Origin of the sequence: Cohnella phaseoli (assembly GCF_003386235.1) — a bacterium.
GTDB classification, from domain to species: Bacteria; Bacillota; Bacilli; order Paenibacillales; family Paenibacillaceae; genus Cohnella; species Cohnella phaseoli.
In genome coordinates, this window is the sequence record NZ_QRDZ01000002.1 from 246,405 (window position 1) to 270,587 (window position 24,183).

Here is a 24,183-nt window from a genome sequence, read left to right on the forward strand (position 1 = left end):
AACTCTTAGTTAACGAGGTTGTTCAAAAAGTCCGATCTTGATCACGAAGCCATTCGAGAAGTCTATTCGACTTCGAATCTTGCATTCAGCCGGACCTTCCGGTACTCATGTAGGCTCTCCTACACTCCGTTCCTCAGGTCCTAGCTTCATACAACCTTCTTGGTGCTGAAAACCGAACTTTTTAAACTTTTATCACCGAGGTTGTTCAAAAAGTCCGATTTTGATCACGAAGCCATTCGAGAAGTCTATTCGACGTCGAATCTTGCATTCAGCCTTCCACGCGATAGACGCTTTTGACGCGCCGAACGGCGGACAGACTTTCGAACGCGTTCAGCACCTCGTTCATCGCTTTTTTGCTGGCCTGATGAGTGATGATAATAATTTCCGTGCTCGATTGGTGAGGCGTCGACGGCTGCATAACCGATTCGATGCTGACGTCGCAATCCGAGAACACTTGGGCGATCTGCGCCAACACCCCTGCACGGTCTTCGACGTGCAGCAGCAGGAAAAACTTCGAGGCGATCTGATCGTCGCTTTTCAGCTTCATCACGTTGTAGGAAAGCTGCGCCTGACGGCCGTTAACGCCGAGCTTCATGTTTTTGATCACGGCGACCAAATCCGCGACAACAGACGTCGCGGTCGGCAATTCGCCAGCGCCCGCTCCGTAGAACATCGTCTCGCCGACCGCTTCGCCGTGCACGTAGACCGCATTAAACACGCCGTTGACCGCCGCGATCGGATGGGTCGTCTTAATCATCGTCGGCTCCACGCTGACGCTGAACAGATCGTCCTGGCGCTCCGCGATGCCGAGCAGCTTAACCTCGTAGCCGAGCCGTTTCCCGTAGCGAATATCCTCTTGCGTCACGCCGCTGATGCCTCTAACGCTGACATTGTCGAGATCGACATTCGAACGGAAGCCAAGCGACGACAAGATCGTCATTTTACGCGCAGCGTCCAGCCCTTCGACGTCCGATGTCGGATCGGTTTCCGCGTAGCCCAGCTCCTGCGCTTCCTTCAGCACGTCGGCATAGGCGGCGCCCTCCTGGCTCATCTTCGTCAAAATGTAGTTGGTCGTTCCGTTGACGATGCCCATTATTTTCGTAATCCGGTCGGACGAAAAACCCTCGACCAAGGTGCGAATAATCGGAATTCCGCCCGCTACGCTCGCTTCGTAAAGCACGTCGCAGCCTTTATCCCGCGCCTTCGCCAAAATTTCCTGTCCGTGCAGCGCCATCAGATCCTTATTGGCCGTTACGATATGCTTGCCGCGCTCCAGCGCTTCAAGAATGTATTCCTTCGTCTGGGCGATTCCGCCCATTACTTCGACGATAATGTCGATGTCCGGGTTGCGCACGATATCCCACGGATCCTCCGTCAGCTTCGCGGCCTCGATTGGAATGCTGCGCGTCTTGCGACGATCCTTAACGAGAATTTGCGCGATCGAGATCGGCGAACCGACCTGATTGGACAGATCGTCCTGATGACCTTCAACGATTTTGACGACGCCCGTCCCGACCGTACCCAATCCAAGCAAACCTATTTTTATCGGCTTCATCCCTGCTCCTCCGCTTCCGACTGTCTCCCGTAATCGTTAATCTTAACTTCGTCCGACGACGATCGCTCGTTTGACCCCGTCTAATGAACGAATTCGTTCCAGCAGCTCCTTCAACGATTCGCCCATCCTCGCCGCATCGATCGAGACGACGACGTTCGCCATTCCTTGAAGCGGAATCGACTGTGAAATCGTTAATACATTACCCTCGCTGGAAGCCAGCATTCCCAGCACCTTGGACAAAACGCCCGAACGGTGCTCCAAATCCATCGACAGCGTCGCGATTGATTCGCGCGAAGCTTGCTCAAGCAGATATACTCCGTCTTTGTATTTATAATAGGCGCTGCGGCTTAAGCCGACGCGTTCGGCGGCTTCGTGAATCGTGGCCGCTTCCCCCCGGCGCAGCAGCTCCTTCGCCTGCTCCGTCTTCAGGATGCCCTCCGGCAGCAAGTCCTCGCGGACGACAAAATAACGCTCCGCCACTGTGCGTCCTCCCAGGAAAGACGATTGTGTATACATAGAGGACATTATAGCGAAACAAGCCGCTTGCGGCAATAGGCAATACCCGTTTAGGCAACTCACACTACCCGATTGCGTCGGCTGCAGCAGATAACCACCGGCATGTCGAAGCTGCAAACGATCGTATCGGCCGCCAACCGCTCAACCAGCTCGCCGCTTCGAGTTCTTTAATCCGCTGCATAACAGCTTGCCAGTCCGAGTATATCATAAGAGATTCCGTCATTCCGATCATCTGGAACAATTTTTTGTAATGGTCCTGTACGCTGCTAGCAAAGCTGTGAATGCCAGATCAAATCTCCTCGCAGCGTTCAGCGCAATCGTCCGGTTCAGCCGTTAATTCGTACTATATACTCTTCGCACTTACAGAAGCTTACAACGTCTGTTCACGCCAAAAAGACCGATACGCAAACGCTTCGGCGCCGCAGCATCGGTCTTATTCGTACAGCAGGGCTTCACTTATTCCTCATCAAACAAATAGTCGTCCTGTCCGCCTTCGAAGAAGTCGAACTCGAATTTGCCGATCCGGATCGTATCGCCGTTTTTGGCTCCCCGCTTGCGAAGCGCCTCGTCGATGCCAAGACCGCGCAAAATACGCCCGAACCGCATAACCGCCTCATAGGAGTTGAACTGCGTCCGCCGCATCAGTCGCTCGATGCCTTCGCTCTCGATCACGTACACTTCGTTGTCGCGCGCGATCGTAAACGCCATATCGTCGTTGGCCTCGAAGCGGAAAACGACACCCTCCTCCGCCTTCGCAGCCTGCTCTTCAGCTTCCAGCTCCGTAACTTCAGGCAAGGAATCGAGCAGATCGGCTACGCGATACAGCATCTCCCGAATCCCTTGCTTCGTCAGAGAGGAGATCGGCATAATCTCGATATCCGGTCTGAGTTCAGCTACTTTATCGCGAAATGCGGCGAGGTTCTCCTCCGATTCCGGCATGTCCATCTTGTTGGCCGCGACGATCTGCGGACGGTCCGCCAGCTTCGCGTTGTACAGCCGCAGCTCGTCGTTAATTTTCACCCAATCGTCGAACGGATCGCGGCCTTCCATGCCCGACATGTCGACGACGTGCAAAATGATGCGGGTACGCTCGACATGGCGCAGAAACTCGTGTCCAAGTCCGATCCCGGTATGAGCGCCTTCAATCAGCCCCGGCAAATCGGCCATGACGAAGCTGCGCTCCTCATCCAGATCCACCACGCCCAGATTAGGCGTAATCGTCGTAAAATGGTAAGCGCCGATCTTCGGCTGGGCCGCCGATACGACCGACAGCAACGTCGATTTGCCGACGCTGGGGAAACCGACCAAACCGACGTCCGCCATCACTTTCAGCTCAAGCGTAACCCAGCGCTCTTGCCCTTCCTCGCCGTTCTCGGCAATAGCCGGGGCCGTATTCACCGAGCTTTTAAAACGGATATTGCCGCGACCTCCGCGGCCGCCCTTGGCGACGACGACTTCCTGGCCGTGCCGAGTCAAGTCGGCAATCAGCTCCCCGGTATCGTCGTCCATCACGATCGTTCCCGGAGGGACGCGAACGACCATATGCTCGGCATTGGCTCCGTGCTGCGACTTGTTGCGTCCCTTCTCGCCTCTGGTCGCCTTGAAATGCTTCTGGTAGCGGAAGTCCATTAACGTACGCAGGCCTTCGTCCACGCGAAACACGACGTTTCCGCCGTTCCCCCCGTCTCCGCCCGCAGGTCCGCCTTCGGGTACGTACAGCTCCCTACGGAAGGCGACAAGGCCGTCCCCGCCATTCCCGCCTTTAACAAATATTTTCGCTTTATCCACAAACATGATGTCTTCACTCCATTATGCCGGCAGAGGAAAATGAATGATCATCGTCCGCGCCTGCGGTGAATTTTCCGCCGGCTCTAGTCCCTGCGCCAATTGTCCTGCGCCTTGCAAGCATAGCTCCAATTCCTCGGCAATGCTGTCCGCTCCCGCCAATTCGCCGCTGTATTGCATAATGGCTTCCAGCGTTTCATCCCGACGAGCCAGCTCAATTCTCAACACGTTCTCCCCGGCATACGTTACAGATGCACGGAAGCGGATGACGTTGATTGCGCCGATCATCGCCTGGCTCAGCTTTTCCGCTTCAAGCGGTAGTTTATCGAGGGTCAAACCGTCCTCAATCTCGACTTCAAGACGCATCGTATCGCAAATCGTGCGAAACGACAGCAAATAAGACGACAGCTCCGGGCAGCCAAGCTGAGAAATCCGGCTATCTTGCTCCATCTTCGCTCTTATTCTGTCCACGACGTCGACCGCTTTATCGAGCTTATTTAGCTTAAGATAACCATATATGATTTGCAGCTCGTTCATCCAGTCGTGACGATGATGACTAAGCGTGCGAATCGTCGATAATTGCGCATGAGCCAGCAGCTTATCGCAATGCTCGCGATGCGCCTTCCGCTGCCATACGGCAAGGCCGGCGAACACCGCTGCAGTCCACACAACGAACACGATTAGCGCCCACCATGAACGAGGCCAGATCAGGACAGCCGCGACAGGCAAACACAGCGATGCGAGAGCCATAGGCTCCCTTAGTGACATTTTCCCAAATCTCATCCTGCATCCCCGTTTCGTAATTCCTCTCCCGTCAACGTCGGTACGGCAGTCTACCCGTTCAGTATACCATGGCGGGACATGCATCACCACGTCGTTGTGAACGCGATACGGCGCGCGTCACGCAAAAACCCCGACCAACTTGCATTGGCCGGGGTTCTAGATGCTCTATTAAGCTTCAACCGCAGCAGCTACCGGAGCTAGCGCTACAGGATAGACGCTGACTTTCTTGCGATCGCGTCCGAGACGCTCGAACTTCACTACGCCTTCCGTCAAAGCGAACAGCGTATCGTCTTTGCCGATGCCGACGTTCGTGCCCGGATGGATCTTAGTGCCGCGTTGGCGGTACAGGATGCTGCCGGCCGTTACGACTTGACCGTCCGCTCTTTTGGCGCCGAGGCGCTTGGAGTGGCTGTCGCGTCCGTTCTTCGTCGATCCGACCCCTTTTTTCGAGGCGAATAACTGAAGATCTAACTTCAACATGGTGTCAACCTCCTTTTTTCTCAAAGGTTTCTTTTATGGTCACGTACTTACTGTAGGATTCCACGATGGATTCTAGAGCGGCGACCATTCCTTCCAGCAGTAGCTGGACTTGATCATTCCGCCTGGGGTCCGCGCTAAGCGGAGCTTCCGCCTTGAGCAGGCCAGATTTCGATTCGGCGTCCGGGACAAGTCCCGTCAGCTTCTCGATCGCATTGACCGCTCCGATGGTTACAGCCGATACTCCGGCGCAGACGATGTCTTTGCCAGGATCGTTATAATAAGCATGCCCCGATACGGCGAACCGCACGATAGCCCTCTCGTCATTGCGCACGATCGTAATCGCGATCATCTCGGCAACCCTCTTACGCCTTGATGCTTTCGATCGTCACTTTCGTGTACGGTTGACGATGGCCTTGCTTGCGCTTGTAGTTCTTCTTAGGCTTGTACTTGAAGACGATAATTTTCTCGCCTTTGACTTGCTGCTCGACTTTGCCCGTTACGGAAGCTCCGGCAATCGTCGGCGAACCCGTCGTCAGTCCTCCGTCTTTGGAAACCGCCAAAACTTGGTCGAACGTTACGCTGTCGCCTGCGTTAGCGGAAAGCTTCTCAACGAAGATAACGTCGCCCGCTTGGACTTTGTACTGTTTGCCGCCCGTTTGAATAATCGCGTACATCTGGTGCACCTCCTTGTGTCTAAGACTCGCCTCATAGGGTGTCGGATGCCGCAGCTTCGATAAGCCAGAGCAGCGCCGATCTTGTCGACCCGGTGGAGTGCGGTTGTAGCCTGCAAATCCTCAGATTGCACGCACTATAGGATTTTAGCACATCGAATCTAGGAACACAAGAAATTTGTTGCGAGAATTTCGCTGCGCGCCTGTCGTTATCGACGATTTACGCATGACTCGCCCGATGGTCCGTCCGATACTGACTGGGCGGTATACGGTAGCGGGACCGGAAAGCTCGGCAGAAATACGGATAGCTGCGGAAGCCGCACGACTCCGAAATATGCTCTAGCGGAAGCTCGGTATGCAGAATACGCTCGACGGCGACGGCCAGCCGCACTTCCACGGCATAGCGGATAATCGACAGCTTAAACGTTTTCTTGAAAAGATGAGACGCGCTGGAAACGCTGATGCCATGCTGCTTGGCGATCTCCTCAAGCGTCAGCGGCTCGGTCGCGTGCTGCTCGACGTATCTCTTGATGCGATAAGGCATATACAGATCGGAGCTGGCGTCATGACCGGCGCGGCGGCGAATCGATCGCTCCAAGGTGAGGCAGAGCGCCTTGAGCAGATAATCCATCAGCTCGGAATTATCCTCACGAAGATTCCTTTTCTCGTCGATCAGCCTTCTCCATAGAGACAAAATATCGTCGTTCACTTCGATGCGCACGCAATCGGGAAAACCGCCCTGCGCAAGCCAGCGCGCGATCCATTCCCCTTCGCAAAATAAGTAGTAGTCCGCGCTTTCCTTGCCGGGCGAGGCGTCTACCGTAAGCTGATAGGTTTCCGAAGGCTTCGAAAAAATCAAGTCGCCTGGCCCGACCTCGTAAGGACGGCCGTTAAGGCTCACTCGGCAGTTTCCCTTCACTTGGAGCCGCAGAAGCAATAAGGAAGAGACGCTCTTCTGCAGGTTGAAAAAAGGCTTGCGATGAACGGAGTAGCCGAGCGAGTGAAGCTCAATCGCATTATGCGCCATGAAGGTTCCCTTCCTCCATTTCATTGGATCATCTCTTCGATGCAGCTTGGTCCGGATGATTTAGCTTAATAACATTTTGCAAGATAAGTCAACCGTTATCGGATAGGCTATTCACCCATTCCGCTTTCGGGGTTATGCTCATTGCGGAACCATCATACGGGGGAGGAATACGAAATGAAACACAAGATTTCGGTACAGCTGTACACGCTGCGCGAGCAATGCGCTGCAGATTTCCCGGGCACGCTTCGCAAATTGGCAGAGATCGGCTACAGCGGAATTCAGTTTGCCGGATATCACGGGCACGAGCCCGCTTCGCTGAAAGCCGTCATCGAAGAAACGGGGCTCCGGGTGTCCGGTTTGCATGTCGGCGAAAGCGAGCTTCTGAACGATTGGGAACGGCTGATCGCGGAGGCCAGACTGTTCGGCACTCCGGACATCGTCTGCGCCGGAATCGGCGCTGACAATCGCAACGAGGCCGGATACCGGTCGGTTAAACGCCGATTTAACGAGGTTGCGAGCCGCTTGCAGGACGAGGGCTTGCGGGTCAGCTACCACAACCATGCCTTCGAGTTCGACACGACCGTTGACGGCAAAGACGGGCTTTCCTTCTTAATTGAAGCAGCGCCGGACAATCTCATTCTGGCGGAACCGGACGTCTATTGGCTGAAGAAGGGCGGACGCGACCCGGTTGCGTTCCTCGCTCCTTATGCCGACAGAGCTCCGATCCTGCATATGAAGGATATGACGGACGACGAGGAGCAAACCTACGCGGAAGTCGGCACAGGCACAATCGATTTCGAAGCGATTATCCGCTGGGGAGAAGCCTCCGGCGTCGAGTGGTACGTCGTCGAGCAGGACAGCTGCAAGTCTGACCCGCTGGAATGCGTTAAGACGAGCTATGCGAATTTGTCCAAGCTGATGGACAAGATCGGTTAATCCTAATCAATTCCTCAAGAAGAAAGGAAGAGGTCGGAATGAGCAAACTAAAGGTCGGCGTTATCGGTACAGGCAACATTAGCGGCATCTATTTTAAAAACGGCAAACGTTTCGAATCGATGGAGGTGGTCGCCTGCGCGGATTTGGACAAGGAACGCGCTTTAGCCAAAGCGGCGGAATACGGCGTACGGGGATGCACGGTAGAGGAACTGTTGGCCGACAAGGAAATTCAGATGGTGATCAATCTGACAGTGCCCCAAGCGCATGCTGCGGTTGCCCTGCAGGCGCTTGAGGCGGGCAAGCACGTTTATTCGGAGAAGCCTCTGGCCGCAACGCGCGAAGAGGGCAAGCAAGTGCTTGAGCTCGCCCGCAGCAAAGGTCTGCGCGTCGGCTGTGCGCCGGATACGTTCCTCGGCGGGGGAATTCAAACGTGTATCAAGCTGGTGGAGGACGGGTGGATCGGCAGGCCGGTCGGCGCAACTGCGTTTATGATGGGAGGGGGCCCTGAAGGATGGCATCCGAATCCGGAATTCTTCTATAAACCGGGGGGAGGTCCGCTGTTCGATATGGGACCGTACTATTTAACGGCTCTCGTGTCGCTGCTCGGTCCAATCTCCAGAGTGACCGGGTCGGCCGGAATATCGTTCCCGGAACGAGTCGCTACAAGCGCAGAGCGCTTCGGACAGATCATCAAGGTGGAGACGCCGACCCACATCGCCAGCGTGCTGGATTTCGCGTCCGGTCCGATCGCAACGCTGCTGACGAGCTTCGATGTCAAGGGCGGTTCCGTGCTGCCGCGGATCGAATTGTACGGAAGCGAAGGAACGATGCAAGTGCCCGATCCCAACACGTTCGGAGGCAAAGTGCGCGTCCGGCGTTTCGATTCCGAGGAGTGGTCCGACATTCCGCTTACGCACGGCAAATCCGAGAATGCCAGAGGAGTCGGAGCCGCGGACATGGCGAAGGCGATTCTGACCGGCCGCAGCCACCGGGCGAGCGGCGAGATGGCCTATCACGTGCTCGAAGCGATGTTCGGCATTCTGGACGCCTCCGAGCAAGGAACGCATTATGCCATGCACAGCACCTGCCAGCGGCCTGCTCCATTCCCGCTCGGCCTTATGGATCATAGCTTGGGGGAATAACATTGAAACAAAAACTCGGGATGCCGATGATCTTCCGGGCATCCCGAGTCTCTGTTCCGCTAATTATCGGATATAGATCTTACCGCTGCCTTTGCATGCCGCGCAAGGCTCGTAGAAATATTTCATCGCGTTCTCCCGCGCTTTCTTCCGCGTTAGCTCCATCAAGCCGAGTCGTGTCCAGCCGACGACTTGGCATTTCGTGCGATCGCGCTTAATGCGCGTCTCCAGCCGCTGTGCGACCTGATGGCGATGCTCTTCGATTTCCATATCGATAAAGTCGATAATGATAATGCCTCCGACATCGCGCAGCCTTAGCAGCCTAGCCACTTCGTCCGCCGCTTCCCCGTTCGTCTGAAAAACCGTTTCCTCCAGATCGACGGAGCCGGTATACTTGCCGGTGTTGACGTCGATGACCGTGAGCGCTTCCGTCTGTTCCCATACCAGATAGCCGCCGCTTGGCAACCATATTCTCGACTGGAAAGCTTTGTCGAGCTGCTCCTTAATCCCGAACCTCTCGAACAGAGGTTTAGCTTCTCGATACAGCTGAACACGCCCTTCGAGCGCGGGAGCCGTCTGCCGCAAATACGACTTCGCCTCCTCGGCTCTAGCCTCGTCGTCGACAATCAGTTGCTCGGTATCCGGGCTGATCACGTCCCTGACCATTCGGCCTACAAGTCCAGTATCCCGATGCAGCTCGAACGGCGCCTTCGCATGACCGCTGCGTTCGGCGATGCTCCGCCATACCCGGCGCAGACCGTTTAAGTCCTCTTCCAGCGCCTCTCGGCTTTCCCCCGCCGCATTCGTCCGCAGAATGACGCCCTCGGCCTGCTCACGAATCGTTTCGGCCAAGCTTCTTAGTCTGCTTCGTTCGGGCTCCTGTTCGATTTTCTTCGATACGCCTATGTAATCCGCATCCGGCATATAGACGAGCCATCGGCCGGGAATCGAATAGTGGGTCGTTACCCTCGCCCCTTTGCCTCCGAGCGGTTCCTTCATCACCTGGACAAGCAATTCGTCTCCCGGCTTCAGCAGTTCGCCAATTGGGGGCTTCTCCTTCGGCTGCTTGTCCAGATGCGGATGCAGCACGTCGTCTACATAAAGAAAGGCATTCTTCGTTAAGCCGATATCGACGAAAGCCGCCTGCATGCCGGGTAGAACGTTGACAACTCGCCCCTTGTACAGGTTGCCGATCAACGAAGCGCCTTCCGTCCGCTCCACGGCAAATTCGGTCAGAACTCCGTCTTCCATAAGCGCCGATTGCGTCACCTGATTCGAACAATGGATAAACAGCTGCTTCATGCCAACCTCCCTAACGGGGACTTTTTTTCAGCATCCGAAAATTATCTCTCCTCTTATTTTACATGAAAAATCTCAAATCCGCATGCCCGGATGACATTCGACCAAGAAATCCGTCAATAATCGCTTTCTCGGGAACAACGCGAGCGATTTTCCCCTGCTTCATCACGTAAACGAGATGGTATTGCTCTTTCATATACAGCTTCAAAATACGCGCAAGCGGTCGATTCTCCGAAATGACAATCGGCATCGACAGCTTTCCCCGGTCAAAGTGCAGCTCCGCCCGCTCGCTGCGATGGACGAGAAAACGCAGGAAAACAAACGGAATATTGCGAAAATAAGTCCAGTTGGACGCACAGAGAAATAGGCCAACGGCCAGCAAATTGAGATGAAGCAATCCGCCTCTGACAAGAGGATAGAGCGATACGGCAACCATCATCCCGCTGAAGAGCAGACTGATCTTCACGCTCCATAGCAGCGTCCGATGGTACGGAATTCGCAGGCTGAGCCACGATTGCAGCATCCGCCCTCCGTCAAGCGGCAATATGGGCAGCAAATTAAAAAAAGCGATTACCGCATTGGCGCGAACGAAATCTTCCGACCAAGCTTTGTCGATCCAGCCCACGTATCCGAGCAGCAATCCAATCGCCGCCAGAACGGCGTTCTGAGCCGGTCCGGCTATCGCAACCCATAGCTCCTCGCGTACGGGAACCGAGCCCGCATCCTCGACCTCCACTACTCCGCCGAACGGCAGCAGCTTGATCTCCCTCACCTTCCAGCCGAAACGCAAGGCTGCTATCAGATGCCCCAATTCATGCCATAAAACGATAAAAAATAAAACGATAAGCTCGGCAAATCGGCCGGTCGCGACCGAGCCGATCATAATCAGCACAAAAAGCGGATGCAGCCGGAACCCGATCCCCTTCCATTTAATCAAGGCCGACCACTTCCGCCGGATCTATTGCTTTGCCGTCGTGCTGCACAGAGAAACTGAGCACCGCTTCGGATTGATCGCTGGCGGCCGGGCCGAGACGGCCTATCGCTTGTCCTGTTTGGACCCACTCGTTCGGCTTGACGATGGCTTCCGCCAGACCGCCGTACACCGTCAGAACGCGATTCTGATGCTGCACGAGGATCGTCACGCCGCTCTTGTCGTCCCGGGTAACCTGCTGTACCTTGCCGGTAAAGACGGCGAACACTTCGCTGTCTCCTTGCGCGGCCACCTGCACCCCTTTCCCGTTATCGGCAAACGTCTGAACAATCGTCCCTCGAACCGGCACCGAGGTGGCCGTCGGGTCAAGCAATGCTGCGACCTCAAGCGTATCCGGCTCCTGGCGGCCGAACGTGAGGAAGGACGGCGACCCTCCGAACGTATCTCCGTACCAGGCTTCGATGGCACGGAAATCCATATCACGCGACACCGATTCGACCATCCATTCCTTCGCCGGCCCACTGCCTGGCAGTTCCAGCTTCATCCAAGCCCAGAAGCCTGCGAACGCGAGCGCGGCGATGACCAGTCTCACGCCGACTCCGCGAAGAAACCGATCCGAATGAACTCCGCCACTGCCTCCCCCGCCGCCGTCCGATGTCGGAGGAAGGCTTTTCAGTCCTTCCCATCCGAGCGCTTGTCCCGTTTTCAACCGTTTCTCCCGCTCCCTCCACCACAGCTCGGGATCCGGGTCGGACGACGAATTGTCCGGACGGACAAGCTCTCCTCTAGACTCGGCAGGCGGCGCTTCCAACTCGGAAAACGCAGGTATCTCCTCTCGTGCATCCACAGCCAAGCTATCCTTTGATTGCTGCTCCCGACCCGGCGAAGGCGCGGATTGTACCTCTTGTCGTTCCACCAGCCGAGCAATTCTCTCCCGTCTCCGCTCGCGTACATTGTCCCGTACTTGCATCGCCAGCCCCTCCTCCGTTTGTACTATTTTATGGCGGACAAGCGGGGAATAGACCTTGCCGAGAGACGGCGCAAACGACGAACGGGCCGTCCTCGCGCCATCGTCGAAAATGGCGGAAGGACGACCCGTTCAGGCCGACGCTATGAAGCTCGTCATTGATCCAGTTGGTTTTTCTCCTGGTGCGCTTTAATGCTGAACACTAGTCCGATCGACAGCATATTCAGCAGCAGCGATGTGCCGCCGTAGCTGATGAAGGGCAGCGTTATGCCGGTAATCGGCATAATCCCGATCATCATCCCGATGTTCTGGAAAATCTGAAACACCATCATCGTCGCAATGCCGATAATGATGAATGACCCTCGTCGGTCGTAGCATTGATATGCGATCAGAATCATCCGGTAGATGAATAGGAAGTACAGCAGCAGCAGCAGCGCCGCGCCTTGAAAGCCGAACTCCTCGCCGATGACGACGAAGATGGAGTCCGAATAGGTGTACGGAATAAACTTGCGGTTTTTGGATTCGCCCTGCAGGTAGCCGTCCCCTGCAAGCCCGCCGGAACCGATGGCGATCATTGCGTATTCGGACTGACGTCTGGCATCGGCCGACGCCTCCTCCGGGTGAATGTACGTATTGATCCTCTCGTACCAGTGCCCTAGCTTGCGGTCGTTCAGATAGGATTCGATCTCCGCATTGTAGGAATTAAACAGCGTAACGAACAGCAGCAAACCGCCCAGCACGGCAGCAAGTCCGATCATGACGTACGAATAGCGGACATTGCCGATCCACAACATGCCGAGCACGATAAAAATGTAGATCATCGCGTTGCCCAAATCCGGCTGGAGCATGACGAGCAGGAACGGCACGAAGGAAAACGCCGCCACAACCATCACATCGCTGCGCATGCGCAGCGGGTCTCCCTGTCTTCGTCCCATAATGGCCGCGATCCCGATGATGAGGAACAGCTTCATGATCTCTGCCGGCTGAAACGACACTTCGCCGAATTCGAACCAGCTGCGCGCTCCGTTCTTCGGCTCCACCAGCACAAAAATAAGCAATAGCATAATGATGCCGATGGCGTACCAGACATACCACGTTTTTAAAATCAAACGGTAATCGACCAACGTCGCCAAGAGGACGACGCCGAAACCAATCCCGTAAAAGATCATGGTCTTGAGATCATGATTCACATACGCGGGATTGTTATACGTTGCGCTGCGGACCGCGAGCGTGCTGATTCCCATAAACATCAGGAGGATCGTCAGCATCATCCAGTCGATATTCTTCAATCGGTTAAGCAAGCCCGATCATCCCATTCCAAGAAACTTCTTTACTTTGCTAAACATGCCCGACTTCTCGTCAAGATGGGAGAGAGGAACCGTTTCACCCAAAATGCGCCGCGCGATGTTGCGATAAGCGAGCGCGGCTCGGGAGTTCACGTTCATCACCGTAGGCTCCCCGGAATTCGAAGCTTTGATGACGGACTCGTCGTCCGGCACGATGCCGATCAGATCGATAGCAAGCACTTGGCAAATATCGTCCACTTCAAGCATATCCCCGCTGCGGACAAGGCCCGGACGTATGCGGTTGATCACCAGCTTGGGCGACGGGAAATTGCTCTTCTCCAGCAGCCCGATTACCCGATCCGCATCGCGAACGGCGGCGTTCTCCGGCGTCGTAACAATGATCGCCTGGGAAGCGCCGGCGATGGCGTTGCGAAAGCCCTGTTCGATTCCCGCCGGACAGTCGATAATGATATAATCGAAATCCGGCTTCAAGCTCTCGACGATCTGGCGCACCTGATCCGGAGAAATATCGTTTTTATCCTTTGTCTGCGCTGCGGGCAGCAAATACAGCTCATCGAAACGCTTATCCTTGATTAAAGCCTGATTCACCCGGCAGCGTCCCTCGGCCACGTCGATCAGATCGTACACGATCCGATTTTCAAGCCCCATGACCACGTCCAGGTTGCGCAAGCCGATGTCGGTATCGATCATGCATACCTTCTGTCCCAAAATCGCCAAGGCGGTGCCCAAATTCGCCGATGTCGTCGTCTTGCCGACTCCGCCTTTGCCCGATGTGACAACGATCGCTTCTCCCATGATCTACACTCCTTTGAACAGCATGACTTCTTTGCGGTGACGTCCCAGGCCGCTCAACTTATCGATGGACATCTTGCCTTCGTTCAGAAACGCATATTCCATCCAAGGCTCGGCCGATGCCCATTCGTCCGGAGGCCGGCTGATAATGTCGGCGATACGAAGCTGAGTCGGTCTCATGAGCGAGGCCGCAATGATAGCCTCCGCATTGCCCTGCGTCCCCGCATGCACGCTCCCCCGAAGTGCTCCGAGCACATAGACGTCCCCGCTGCAGCGGATCGTGCCGCCGGGGTTAACGTCTCCGATCAGAAGCAGATGCCCTTCGTACTCGACCGTCTGCCCGGATCGGATAATGCCTGTCATCGTATGCAGATGAGCAGCCGGCTTCGCATCCGGATCGGCCTCCGGCGGATCGCTTTCAATCGATTGAACAAGCAGATTGCCCTGCTTGCGCAAAATCGCCTTCAGCCGTTCCTTATCCTCTTCGCTCAGTTGCCTTGCGCCAAGCTTTATAAAAATATGAACGATCGGCCCGTTGAACTGCTGACCGTGTTTGTCCAATTTCGCGCTCAACTCGTCCAGCAGTTCAACGAAGTCGCATTGGTCGTCCAGTTGAAAGACGAGTCCCTCTTTGACGCCTTTGATCGTAATAATAGATTTGCCCGTCACGATGCCCGCCCTCCTTACGCTATTTGAAATTCGGCTTCGCAAAGCGGAATTCCTGCCTACCGGGTCAAACATGCCTTATTCCGAACTGTCTTCTCCCGTGGATGGCAATGCCTTGACCAAGTAGCGGCGCACCGGAACGTACATCAGAAGAGCGATCAGCAGCTGCAGGAGCGCGGTCGGCGCCACCTGCCAATAAAAAACATGCGCAAACTGCAGATTCGTAAGGCGAAACAAATTATAAATCCAATAGACGATAGAATCGAGAATCATTCCGAACACCAGAATCACCCATGAGAACAGACCGATCGTATAACTCTTGTATTCCGAGAGCAAGCCTGCGAAATACCCGATCAAGCCCATACCGAAGCCGTAAGGCCCGATGAGGTACCCGTATGCCAACATATCCTGAAGCAACCCGAAGCCGAGGCCAAAGAGAAACGCGGGGTGGCGTCCTGCGTAGCCTGCTACGAAAATCGTTAAAATGAACGTCAAATGAGGCAGCAGCCTGTCGCTCCAGCCCGACGGAATCAGCCAGGGCACGACCGTATTTTCCAAAATTACGAGTACAAGCCCCAGCAAAATCGCCCAGTTGATGCGCATGCTCACGGCTCATCCACCTCATTCACGTCATTCACATCATCCAATTCGGGCACGACGATGACGAACACATCTCTAAGATGATCGAATTTGGCCGCAGGCTCGATTACCGCCGTATAGGTCAACCCGAAGTCGCCGACCTGGCTGCTCTTCACCGTCCCGACAATAATGCCCTTCGGGAATAAGCTGCCGAGTCCGGAAGTGATGACCGTATCACCGTCCGTCGGCTTGTCTTTTTCCTCGATTTTAGACATAAGCAGTGTTTTCGTTTCCTCATCGTATTCAATAATGCCGAAAGAGTCCGGTTTACTTAAAAAAGTCGCAGATACGGGTGTGCCTTTGGACGAGCTCGGATCCAAATTCGTGATCAATGTGACGGTGGAAGTGAAATTTTTAACTTTGCTTACCATCCCGACCAGCCCGTCCGACGTACGAACAGCCATATCGGACTTGATTCCGTTCTTGCTTCCGAGGTTGATCGTGATCGTCTTCTCGTACGGATTGGACGTGGTGCCGACGACCTGCGCGGGAAGATAGCGATAGTTGTCCATGTTCTTCTGGTGCTCCGTAAAACCAAGCAGCTCTTCCAGCTCCTTATTTCTCGCTTCGAGCATGTTGAACTTGATTTGGTCCTGCGTGTACTGGGCAACCGTCTGACGAAATTGTTCATTCTCCTTATAGACATCGGAAAGCCGGCCGAGGTCGCGGAAGAAATCCGCAACCGCTCCGACCGGCCGGTAAAACACGCCTTGCACAGTCCCGATGGCATCGCTGACGAACTTCTCCGGCCAAGTTAACCGGTTTCTGCCGAACGTAAACCCCATTAGGGCGATAAACAGGATCAGCCCTATCATGAGAATAAACAAACGCTTATTGCGCATTAAGCGAAAGATCGCGCTCACCTGCTTTCCCGATCTAAAGATTTATCGGCTGGATCGGGACGAACCGCCTTTGGACTTGAACAGATGGATGTTCTCAAGCGCACGGCCGGTTCCGATCGCCACGCAATCGAGCGGATTCTCGGCGACCAGCACCGGCATCCCCGTCTCGCGAGCGAGCAGCTTGTCCAAATTGCGCAGCAGAGCTCCGCCGCCGGTCAGCACGATACCACGATCCATAATGTCCGCAGACAGCTCCGGAGGACACTTCTCCAGCGTCGCCTTAACCGCCTCGATAATCGAATTGACCGTATCGGCCAACGCTTCCGTCACCTCGTCCGAAGTGATTGCAAGCGTCTTCGGCAAGCCGCTCACAAGGTCGCGCCCGCGAATTTCAATCGATTCGATCTTATCCAAAGGCATGGCGGAACCGATCTCCATCTTGAGCTGCTCAGAGGTCCGCTCTCCGATCATCAAGTTGTACAGACGCTTAATATAAGCGATAATCGCATCGTCCATCTCGTCTCCCGCAATGCGGATCGACTTGCTTGTAACGATGCCGCCGAGCGAGATGACGGCGACTTCCGTCGTACCGCCGCCAATATCGACGACCATGCTGCCGGTCGGTTCCCACACAGGCAAATCCGCTCCGATGGCCGCAGCGAACGGCTCTTCGATAATATAGGCTTCCCTGGCTCCCGCCTGCTTCGTGGCATCCTCTACAGCGCGTTTCTCGACGGCCGTAATGCCGGAAGGCACGCACACCATCACGTCGGGGTGGCGCGGGAACATGGCCCGAGGCTTCTGCGCATTGCGAATAAAATACTTAATCATCGTCGCCGTCGTCTCGAAATCCGCGATTACGCCGTCTTTCATCGGACGTATGGCTACAATGTTGCCAGGCGTACGACCGATCATTTTCTTCGCGTCCGAGCCTACCGCTTCGATTTTCTTTGTATCAGTACGCAGAGCGACCACGGACGGCTCTCTGACGACTATTCCCTTGCCTTTCATGTACACAAGCGTATTTGCGGTTCCGAGATCGATGCCCAGATCACGCGTGAATCCTCCAACCATTCTAGCTACCTCCTGCTATGACCGCGACTGCTGGGTTGACGCTCAGGCTGCGCTTCAGTCGTCGGGACAATCTAACTCATTATATTATATGCAGCCCATCTCCTTCAAACTAATAAAGCTGCTGTCACCGATTACCAAATGGTCGAGAAGCTCGATGCCCAGCAATTGACCGGCTTCCGCCAGCCTCTTTGTCAGTTGAAGATCCTCTGCGCTCGGCGTCGGGTCGCCGCTGGGGTGATTATGCGCGCAAAGAATCGATGCGCTGCTGCGCCTGATAGCCGCCTTGAACACTTCCCGCGGATGAACGATGGAAGCGTTAAGACTGCCGATCGATAACGTCTGACGGCCGATGACATGATTTTTGGTGTTCAGGAACAAGCAGACGAATTGCTCCTCCCGGTAATGCCGCATTTCCTCCATAAGAAGGTCGGCAACGTCCTGAGGACAAGTAATCTTGACCGTCTCAGGCAGCTTGGAACGGGCAATTCTTCGGCCCAGCTCGATGGAAGCCTGAAGCTGAAGCGCCTTGGCCGGACCGATCCCGCGAATATGGGTCAATTCCTCCCAGCCGCTCTCCGCCAACTTCCTCAGTCCTCCGCATTCGTTCAGAATGCGCTGAGCCAAGTAAACCGCCGATTCGTTCCGTGTTCCCGTCCGCAGCAAAATAGCAAGCAGTTCGGCATGGCTGAGCGCCTGCGCCCCATGCTGCTGCATGCGCTCCCGCGGGCGTTCCCCGGAAGGAAGCTCTCTCAAGCGAAAAGATCTTTGCTCCAATGAGATAACCAGCTTTCGTACGCCGCATCGGCTGCGGAATTGGCTTCGTCGTTCGAAGAGGGGGCATCCCTTGATGCATGATTCAGAAAGGATGACATTCGCGAGCCTTCTTGGAAATCGTCTCCGACATAAACGTTATCCCTACCGATCCTCAGGACGGCTTAAGCCGTTTATGCTTGTATCTTTTATTATATCATGATTTCATACCCGGAATCGAATCTCCGACTTCCCTCCAAATCGTAAAATAAAACACCCCTCCATCGTATATTTTCCGCGTAGAGACGCTTCCCTATTCGACGGATTTAGCTTCAGATAAGTTCAAATCGGATGTCGAAGGTAATCCTTAAAATTTTCTAATACGGATCGCACGGATCAACGCTCATAGAACGTTTTAAAGGGATCGGCTTTAAACGTTAATAGCATCTGATAAAGCATATTCAAGGGCAGCCCCATGACACTGTAAAAATCGCCTTCGATTTTCTCGATAAAAACCGCGCCAAGTCCCTGTACCCCGTAACTTCCCGCCTTATCGCGCGGCTCGCCGGTTTTTATGTAGGCATAAATCTCCTCGTCGCTCATAGGCCGGAAAGTCACATGGCTAACCGTGTGGCCCACAATAGCTCCGGGACTCCCGCCCGGCAATCGCGACCATAAGCGATATTGACCGGTATCTCCAAGCGCCACAGCTCCGACTTCGCCGGAAGACTCGCCCTCCTTCTCCGGCAGACGGCTCATACCCCCGGCGCCATCCGCAGTCTCGTGGCTGTCTGGCTCTTCTCCTGTATCCGTATGGATGCAGGCCACTCCGCTATACACCCGATGAGTACGGCCCTGAAGCCCTTTGAGCATCGAGAAGGCGTCGGCCTCGTCAACGGGTTTGCCAAGAATCCGATCCTCCAGCACAACGATCGTATCCGAACCAATTACGATGCCCGGCTTGTCTTCCGCGGACAGCTTATGCTCCAGTACAGCCTGCGCTTTCCTTAAAGACAGCTCCTCCACAACCTGCTCCGGCAACATGTTCGGCTCGACAGCCTCGTCCGCATCGCTAACGACAACTTTGTAAGGAAGCCGGAACGTACGTACCAGCTCCTGTCGTCTCGGCGACGAGGAGGCCAGTATGAGCAGCGGCGCGGAAATGTCGGCACCCTGCGAATGATCGGTTGTTGAAGGCGACATTGCATTCACGATAAATTCCTCCCAAACGATAGGCATACATTGAGTTCATCGAAGTCTTCTCCATCAGCATAACCAGAAAAGCGGATTGAATCGCCTTCAATGACGCGATAATAATCATACGGATTAAAAAAAGCTGCGGGAATGCCAGGAGACAGCCCCGAAGCTTTTTTTATTTTCGGCCCTCCGGCCGCAGTTACATTTTACGATAAAGCCAGATTGCGACGGCTGCGCCGATCACGCTGAGCAGGCTTAGCCGAATTTCAAGATTCAAGCTGTATTTGATTACCGCCAAATCTGCAGCCGGCGACCAACTGACCTCCATCGCGCGGGTCAAGAAAGAGAGTCCCGGAACCTCCTTCAGCCAATTCGCGAGCAACGCGCCGGCCAGCAGTCCGAGAAAGATAAACAGCAGCAGAATCCATCCGTTTTTCTTCATTTATCCCTGTCTCCCACCATTCTTCAACACTTCTCTTTCATTATACGGCCCTCGTACAAGTCGCACAACGGATATAACAAAAGACAGCCTGAACGATGCAGACTGTCCCGTTCTAAAGTCCCGAAGAAGCATACGGAAGCCGATTGTGCGGAATTTAGCGCAAAATCGCACGCAAACGATGGTCCGCGAGCAGCGCGCTCATCGCCGCCGTCTGCATATTCCACAGCTGCTTCCGGGACGGCTCGCGCAAATACTCGGCCATGGCCGCCTCGCCGGCCTTCAGAGCTTGCGTCATTGCCGCCGTTTCTTCCGAGGCCCCGCTTCCCAAAGCTTTCGCATGTGAGGCAGCCTTCTTCCAGCGCTCCTGAGCCGCCTGCCATTCGGCAAGCCGCTTATCGCTGAGCGCCGAAGGCTGCCGCTCCTGCAATCCCGCACCCGATACCCGGACAAGCTCGCGAATCATGGCCGCGCCCGCATCGATAAACTCCGCTCCGTCTCCGGTCAAAGCGCCCGAGCCGACCTCCAGCGCGGCGCCTTCGATTGGCTTGATGTAAACGTCCAGACCGGTCATCTGCGCAGCCAGCAGCTCGGCCTCCTCCTTCGTCAGCGCCGCCGCCGCATACACGCGGTAGCCGTCGCTCGCATCCGTCCCCCAGGAGTACCCTTTATCTTTGAGCTGTCCTGCGGCAGTCTCCATGCTTTCTTGGCTGCGGAACACGCCGAACTGCAGCAAGTAATAACGGCTGGCTCCCGCCTCGGAAACGGCCTTCGCGGAAACGGCTCCGCTTGTCCCCTCTGTCGCTGTCGCTCCCCCCTTCTCCGCCGATGCGACGGGTGCGGAGACCGCTGCGGAGGACTGAGCCGGCAGCGCGGCAGGCGCGACTTCCGGCTGTTTCGGAAACAATGAGTCGCCGGTGAACAAACCAAGCGCCACGTAGCCGAACAGCACGCCGGTCGCGATTGCTCCTGTTACGGATAGCACCACTCTGCCCCAGGAAGGGCCGCGCTCGCGGACGATTTCGGTTGTCGTAATCGAATCGTACCAACCGTTGTCGGCTCCGGACGTTTTCCCGTCCCCGTATCCGTCGGCAGGCTTGTCCGTATTATTTTCGCGCTCTCGCTCCAGCCATTCCAGCACGGTGATATCCTCAAGGTCATCGCGAGCTTTTTTGCGCTTCGGATCGGAAGAGAAAGCTTTCTCCGCTAGCAGCGGTTGGCGGGGCGAGTCCGATTTCCGAATGATTTCCTCCAACGCGTGAATGTCGTCCGGATAAGCGCCTTTCCAGGCCTCGAACGCCGGCGGGGCGGCGGGAACTGTCTCTTGCGACGTCGGTTTTATTTCGATCGGCTCGGGTTGAAGGGCCGCAGGCAGCCCGCTCGATTTGGTCTTCGGTTCGGTCTGAACGACCGCGGGCAATTCGCTCGTCTTCGGCTTCGGTTTGGCCTGCGGTTCGAAACGAATGGTCATTCTGGCGTTGGATGGCATGCGGCTTCTCTCCTTGTCCTAATCTATGAAATAGAATATGAGAGAAGAGAGAGAAATATGAACAAAAAACCGCCCCGGGCCTCTCAAGGCCGGAGCGGTTGCGTTTATTCGGTTTCCCGTTCCTTCAACAAACGGGACAGCTCGACAGCCGTTTTCCAAATATCTCCGGCTCCCATCGTCAGCACAAGATCGCCTGGGGCCAGCCGTTCGGCGAGAATGTCTCGAACTTCTTCCCTTGTGGGCACGTAGGAAACGTTCGGATTACTGTTCTCGGCGATCATCTCCACGAGCTTGCGGGAGCTGACGCCTTCGATTTTCTGCTCGCCGGCCGGCGAGTAGATGTCGGTAATAAACACTTCGTCCGCACCCGCGAACGCTTTGCTGAATGCGTCGAACAAGAAATACGTCCTTGTATATCGTTGGGGCTGGAATACGGCGATTATTCGTTTTCCAGTCGCTTTGGCGGCCTGGATCGTCGCCTGAATCTCCGTCGGATGATGCGCGTAGTCGTCGATGACCAGCATGTCCTTCACTTCGCCAACCACTTGAAACCGTCTCTTAGCGCCGCGGAACTCCTGAATCGCTTCCGCGATTGTTTGGAACGGCGCACCCGCCTCCAGACATACGATAATGGTTGCCAAAGCGTTATACACGTTATGGCGACCTGGAACGGACAAGGACACTTGGCCGAGCTCCTCGCCGCGATGGCTGACCGTGAACGAGACGCAGCGGTCTCCAAGCTCAATATTCGTCGCTTTGTAATCCGCGTCTCCGGCCTCTGCGCCGTAAGTGATTACCCGTTTGTCCTGAACCTGAGGCAGCAGCTCCCGAATGTTCTCGTCGTCCGCGCAGACGACGGCGCAACCGTCGGACTTGATGTTGCGCAGGAACGATACGTATGCCGCTTTCAATTTATTGAAATCGCCGTCGTAGTTCTCCAGATGGTCGGCCTCGATGTTCGTCACGACGCCGATCGCCGACTCGTATTGGAGGAAGGAGCCGTCGCTCTCGTCCGCCTCCGCAACGACGAACGGGCCTTTGCCCGCCTTCGCGTTCGTACCGACGTTCATAATTTCCCCGCCGATAATGTAAGTCGGATCGAGCCGACAATTCTCCATGACGAGAGCGATCATGGAGGAGGTCGTCGTCTTCCCGTGCGCGCCGGCAACCGCGATGCCTGTACGGGCGTTCAACAGACGAGCCAGCATTTCGGCACGGTGCAAGACGGGAATGTTAAGCCTCTCCGCCTCCCGACGCTCGACGTTGTCCTTGGACAAAGCCGTCGAATAAACGACGAGATCGGCCCCCTGTACGTTACCCGCTTCATGACCGATAAAAATTTGCGCGCCTTTGGCTGCCAACTTCTCGGTCAGCTCCTGGCTCGCTACATCGGAGCCCGACACGCGATAGCCCATCTCCAGCATAACCCGGGCGATGGCGCTCATGCCGTAGCCGCCGATGCCGATAAAATGCACATGTTCTGCAGTCTGCAACGAAGCTTCACCAGCCTTTTTCAGATTTCGTGCCTTGAAGCAGCCAAGAACGGACGTCCGCGATCAGGTACAGCGTACCGGTCACCGCGTTCAGCACGTTCGCATCCCCGGCTGAAGATGAAGCCCCGAGCAGCAACTCCAGCGCGCGCCGCCAATCCGGCTCCACGATCACGGTAGGCGACAGATCCAGCTCTGCGGCCACCCGCGCCGCGACGGCGGCGAGCTCGTCGGCATTCATTTTTTTATGAAAATCCGGTTCCGTAATCACAAGCGTATCCACCAATGGTAGTATATGCCGCAATGAATGCTCATGATTCTTATTCGGCATCATCGCCATCATTACATTCAGGCGATCGAACGTATATACGTTCTTCAGAGCGCGGCTAAGCGCCTCCATCCCCTCCGGATTGTGCGCTCCGTCGATTAGAATTCTCGGCTGGCGGGATACCATCTCCAGCCTTCCGGGCCATTTGGTCTCCTTCAAACCGGCTTCCAAATGCTCGTCGTCGACGATCAGCGCGCAATACTGACGCAGCACTTCAAGCGCCATGACCGCCGCCGCCGCGTTCGCGATCTGATGCTCGCCGCTTAGCGTAATCGTCAAAGCAGGAATAGCCCGGAATGGGCTGCGGAAAGAAAAGCTCTGTTCATCTTCCGCCACGGTCAACGTTTCGCTGACGAACTGCTCTCCCGCCCGGTATACGGTCGCTTTGCGCGCGCGCGCCGTCTCTTCGACGACCTGCACGACCTCCGGCTGGGTGACCGATGTAACGACGGGCACGCCCGACTTGATAATGCCGGCCTTCTCGCGGGCGATATCGGTCAGCGTCGGTCCAAGCACGTCCATATGGTCGTGGCCGACGTTGGTAATAATGCTGACCACCGGGGTGACGACGTTGGTCACATCCAAACGGCCGCCAAGTCCGGTCTCCCACACGACGTAATCAGGGAACGAAACCGTTCCGTAATAGAGCAGTGCCAGCGCCGTCGTTACCTCGAACATCGTAGGCGCGCCTAACTCGCCCCCAGCCAGTTCCTCCGCCGCTGGCTTCAGCCGATTGGCGAGCATTACGAGATGCTCATCGGCGATGTCTTCTGCGTTGTATTGCAGACGGTTGGAATAAGAGGTGAGATAAGGGGACGTAAACGTCCCCACGTCGTATCCGCTTTTCAGCAGCACGCTCGTCAGATAGGCGCATACCGAGCCTTTGCCGTTCGTTCCCGCCACATGGATGAACTTCAGCCTCCGCTCCGGATGGTTGAATCGTTCCATCAACGCCTGGATCCGGTCAAGGCCCGGACGGATGCCGAAAGCGGTCAGCCCGGTAATCCAAGCCATCGCTTCCTCGGCCGTGCGGAAGGCAATCTGTTCGGCTTGTTTGTCATTAGTCATGTTGCCTTGCGCC

At 55.6% G+C, this 24,183-nt stretch carries 25 protein-coding genes; 2 read left to right on the top strand and 23 right to left on the bottom strand.

The features are described 5' to 3' along the window. Positions 1-268: 268 nt before the first annotated feature. The 8 genes from DFP98_RS03205 to DFP98_RS03240 all read right to left on the bottom strand — a co-directional run bounded on the left by DFP98_RS03205 (position 269) and on the right by DFP98_RS03240 (position 6,841). Entirely contained in the window at positions 269-1,555 is a 1,287-nt protein-coding gene (locus DFP98_RS03205) for a homoserine dehydrogenase (RefSeq protein ID WP_116059115.1), read from the bottom strand. A gap of 42 nt (positions 1,556-1,597) precedes the next feature. Continuing rightward, positions 1,598-2,035, bottom strand: a complete 438-nt coding sequence (locus DFP98_RS03210) for an ACT domain-containing protein (RefSeq protein ID WP_181917481.1) — start codon at positions 2,033-2,035, stop codon at positions 1,598-1,600. Positions 2,036-2,527: 492 nt separating this feature from the next. Then, positions 2,528-3,865 carry a GTPase ObgE gene (gene obgE, locus DFP98_RS03215; RefSeq protein ID WP_116059117.1) on the bottom strand — a complete coding sequence of 446 codons (1,338 nt, stop codon included), beginning with the start codon at positions 3,863-3,865 and terminating at the stop codon, positions 2,528-2,530. 15 nt (positions 3,866-3,880) lie between these two features. Further along, positions 3,881-4,639: a Spo0B domain-containing protein gene (locus DFP98_RS03220; protein WP_209074624.1), complete on the bottom strand. Its 759-nt coding sequence runs from the start codon at positions 4,637-4,639 to the stop codon at positions 3,881-3,883. Positions 4,640-4,807: 168 nt separating this feature from the next. Further along, positions 4,808-5,119 (bottom strand): 50S ribosomal protein L27, encoded by a 312-nt coding sequence (gene rpmA, locus DFP98_RS03225; protein ID WP_116059119.1) that lies wholly within the window; start codon positions 5,117-5,119, stop codon positions 4,808-4,810. Positions 5,120-5,123: 4 nt separating this feature from the next. Beyond that, positions 5,124-5,468 (bottom strand): ribosomal-processing cysteine protease Prp, encoded by a 345-nt coding sequence (locus DFP98_RS03230; protein WP_116059120.1) that lies wholly within the window; start codon positions 5,466-5,468, stop codon positions 5,124-5,126. A gap of 13 nt (positions 5,469-5,481) precedes the next feature. Next, the gene (rplU, locus tag DFP98_RS03235; protein WP_116059121.1) at positions 5,482-5,793 is read right to left on the bottom strand and encodes a 50S ribosomal protein L21; all 312 of its coding nucleotides are present in this window, start codon (positions 5,791-5,793) and stop codon (positions 5,482-5,484) included. Between the two features lie 217 nt (positions 5,794-6,010). Continuing rightward, the gene (locus DFP98_RS03240) at positions 6,011-6,841 is read right to left on the bottom strand and encodes a helix-turn-helix transcriptional regulator (RefSeq protein WP_116059122.1); all 831 of its coding nucleotides are present in this window, start codon (positions 6,839-6,841) and stop codon (positions 6,011-6,013) included. A 150-nt stretch (positions 6,842-6,991) separates the two neighbouring features. On the opposite strand from DFP98_RS03240, the gene DFP98_RS03245 reads away from it, so the two are divergent. Together DFP98_RS03245 and DFP98_RS03250 are read left to right on the top strand one after the other, a co-directional pair. Then, positions 6,992-7,753: a sugar phosphate isomerase/epimerase family protein gene (locus DFP98_RS03245; RefSeq protein ID WP_116059123.1), complete on the top strand. Its 762-nt coding sequence runs from the start codon at positions 6,992-6,994 to the stop codon at positions 7,751-7,753. 38 nt (positions 7,754-7,791) lie between these two features. Continuing rightward, positions 7,792-8,895: a Gfo/Idh/MocA family protein gene (locus DFP98_RS03250; RefSeq protein ID WP_116059124.1), complete on the top strand. Its 1,104-nt coding sequence runs from the start codon at positions 7,792-7,794 to the stop codon at positions 8,893-8,895. 63 nt (positions 8,896-8,958) lie between these two features. On the opposite strand, the gene DFP98_RS03255 is transcribed toward DFP98_RS03250, so the two are convergent. The 15 genes from DFP98_RS03255 to DFP98_RS03325 all read right to left on the bottom strand — a co-directional run bounded on the left by DFP98_RS03255 (position 8,959) and on the right by DFP98_RS03325 (position 24,170). Then, complete coding sequence (locus tag DFP98_RS03255; protein WP_116059125.1) at positions 8,959-10,194, bottom strand: Rne/Rng family ribonuclease; 1,236 nt, start codon at positions 10,192-10,194, stop codon at positions 8,959-8,961. A 58-nt stretch (positions 10,195-10,252) separates the two neighbouring features. Next, positions 10,253-11,128, bottom strand: coding sequence for a M50 family metallopeptidase (locus DFP98_RS03260; protein WP_116059126.1), 876 nt, complete (start codon positions 11,126-11,128; stop codon positions 10,253-10,255). After that, positions 11,121-12,092: a M23 family metallopeptidase gene (locus DFP98_RS03265; RefSeq protein WP_116059127.1), complete on the bottom strand. Its 972-nt coding sequence runs from the start codon at positions 12,090-12,092 to the stop codon at positions 11,121-11,123. The genes DFP98_RS03260 and DFP98_RS03265 overlap by 8 nt, the downstream gene beginning before the upstream one ends. A gap of 152 nt (positions 12,093-12,244) precedes the next feature. Further along, on the bottom strand, positions 12,245-13,390 hold the full coding sequence (locus DFP98_RS03270; protein WP_116059128.1) for an FtsW/RodA/SpoVE family cell cycle protein: 1,146 nt from the start codon (positions 13,388-13,390) through the stop codon (positions 12,245-12,247). A gap of 6 nt (positions 13,391-13,396) precedes the next feature. Next, positions 13,397-14,191 (bottom strand): septum site-determining protein MinD, encoded by a 795-nt coding sequence (minD, locus tag DFP98_RS03275; RefSeq protein WP_116059129.1) that lies wholly within the window; start codon positions 14,189-14,191, stop codon positions 13,397-13,399. Between the two features lie 3 nt (positions 14,192-14,194). After that, positions 14,195-14,860 (bottom strand): septum site-determining protein MinC, encoded by a 666-nt coding sequence (minC, locus tag DFP98_RS03280; RefSeq protein WP_425455509.1) that lies wholly within the window; start codon positions 14,858-14,860, stop codon positions 14,195-14,197. Positions 14,861-14,932: 72 nt separating this feature from the next. Continuing rightward, positions 14,933-15,457, bottom strand: a complete 525-nt coding sequence (mreD, locus tag DFP98_RS03285) for a rod shape-determining protein MreD (protein ID WP_116059131.1) — start codon at positions 15,455-15,457, stop codon at positions 14,933-14,935. Between the two features lie 2 nt (positions 15,458-15,459). Next, positions 15,460-16,356 (bottom strand): rod shape-determining protein MreC, encoded by an 897-nt coding sequence (gene mreC / locus DFP98_RS03290; RefSeq protein ID WP_246016392.1) that lies wholly within the window; start codon positions 16,354-16,356, stop codon positions 15,460-15,462. Positions 16,357-16,377: 21 nt separating this feature from the next. Next, a complete protein-coding gene (locus DFP98_RS03295; RefSeq protein ID WP_116059133.1) occupies positions 16,378-17,409 on the bottom strand; it encodes a rod shape-determining protein in 1,032 nt (343 codons plus the stop codon). 84 nt (positions 17,410-17,493) lie between these two features. After that, positions 17,494-18,183, bottom strand: coding sequence for a RadC family protein (gene radC / locus DFP98_RS03300; RefSeq protein ID WP_281275121.1), 690 nt, complete (start codon positions 18,181-18,183; stop codon positions 17,494-17,496). A gap of 372 nt (positions 18,184-18,555) precedes the next feature. Continuing rightward, entirely contained in the window at positions 18,556-19,362 is an 807-nt protein-coding gene (locus DFP98_RS03305) for a Maf family protein (RefSeq protein ID WP_116059287.1), read from the bottom strand. 193 nt (positions 19,363-19,555) lie between these two features. Beyond that, positions 19,556-19,798: a DUF4321 domain-containing protein gene (locus tag DFP98_RS03310; protein WP_116059134.1), complete on the bottom strand. Its 243-nt coding sequence runs from the start codon at positions 19,796-19,798 to the stop codon at positions 19,556-19,558. 154 nt (positions 19,799-19,952) lie between these two features. Beyond that, entirely contained in the window at positions 19,953-21,284 is a 1,332-nt protein-coding gene (locus DFP98_RS03315) for an SPOR domain-containing protein (protein ID WP_116059135.1), read from the bottom strand. Positions 21,285-21,388: 104 nt separating this feature from the next. Then, positions 21,389-22,777 carry a UDP-N-acetylmuramate--L-alanine ligase gene (gene murC / locus DFP98_RS03320; RefSeq protein ID WP_116059136.1) on the bottom strand — a complete coding sequence of 463 codons (1,389 nt, stop codon included), beginning with the start codon at positions 22,775-22,777 and terminating at the stop codon, positions 21,389-21,391. A gap of 7 nt (positions 22,778-22,784) precedes the next feature. Further along, on the bottom strand, positions 22,785-24,170 hold the full coding sequence (locus tag DFP98_RS03325; RefSeq protein ID WP_116059137.1) for a bifunctional folylpolyglutamate synthase/dihydrofolate synthase: 1,386 nt from the start codon (positions 24,168-24,170) through the stop codon (positions 22,785-22,787). Positions 24,171-24,183 lie beyond the last annotated feature (13 nt).

Coding starts and splice junctions, on each gene's coding strand:
- DFP98_RS03205 (WP_116059115.1), bottom strand. CDS start 1,555: ATGAAGCCGATAAAAATAGGTTTGCTTGGATTGGGTACGGTCGGGACG.
- obgE (WP_116059117.1), bottom strand. CDS start 3,865: ATGTTTGTGGATAAAGCGAAAATATTTGTTAAAGGCGGGAATGGCGGG.
- DFP98_RS03220 (WP_209074624.1), bottom strand. CDS start 4,639: ATGAGATTTGGGAAAATGTCACTAAGGGAGCCTATGGCTCTCGCATCG.
- rpmA (WP_116059119.1), bottom strand. CDS start 5,119: ATGTTGAAGTTAGATCTTCAGTTATTCGCCTCGAAAAAAGGGGTCGGA.
- DFP98_RS03230 (WP_116059120.1), bottom strand. CDS start 5,468: ATGATCGCGATTACGATCGTGCGCAATGACGAGAGGGCTATCGTGCGG.
- rplU (WP_116059121.1), bottom strand. CDS start 5,793: ATGTACGCGATTATTCAAACGGGCGGCAAACAGTACAAAGTCCAAGCG.
- DFP98_RS03240 (WP_116059122.1), bottom strand. CDS start 6,841: ATGAAATGGAGGAAGGGAACCTTCATGGCGCATAATGCGATTGAGCTT.
- DFP98_RS03245 (WP_116059123.1), top strand. CDS start 6,992: ATGAAACACAAGATTTCGGTACAGCTGTACACGCTGCGCGAGCAATGC.
- DFP98_RS03250 (WP_116059124.1), top strand. CDS start 7,792: ATGAGCAAACTAAAGGTCGGCGTTATCGGTACAGGCAACATTAGCGGC.
- DFP98_RS03255 (WP_116059125.1), bottom strand. CDS start 10,194: ATGAAGCAGCTGTTTATCCATTGTTCGAATCAGGTGACGCAATCGGCG.
- DFP98_RS03265 (WP_116059127.1), bottom strand. CDS start 12,092: ATGCAAGTACGGGACAATGTACGCGAGCGGAGACGGGAGAGAATTGCT.
- minD (WP_116059129.1), bottom strand. CDS start 14,191: ATGGGAGAAGCGATCGTTGTCACATCGGGCAAAGGCGGAGTCGGCAAG.
- mreD (WP_116059131.1), bottom strand. CDS start 15,457: ATGCGCATCAACTGGGCGATTTTGCTGGGGCTTGTACTCGTAATTTTG.
- DFP98_RS03295 (WP_116059133.1), bottom strand. CDS start 17,409: ATGGTTGGAGGATTCACGCGTGATCTGGGCATCGATCTCGGAACCGCA.
- DFP98_RS03305 (WP_116059287.1), bottom strand. CDS start 19,362: ATGTCGCCTTCAACAACCGATCATTCGCAGGGTGCCGACATTTCCGCG.
- DFP98_RS03310 (WP_116059134.1), bottom strand. CDS start 19,798: ATGAAGAAAAACGGATGGATTCTGCTGCTGTTTATCTTTCTCGGACTG.
- DFP98_RS03315 (WP_116059135.1), bottom strand. CDS start 21,284: ATGCCATCCAACGCCAGAATGACCATTCGTTTCGAACCGCAGGCCAAA.
- DFP98_RS03325 (WP_116059137.1), bottom strand. CDS start 24,170: ATGACTAATGACAAACAAGCCGAACAGATTGCCTTCCGCACGGCCGAG.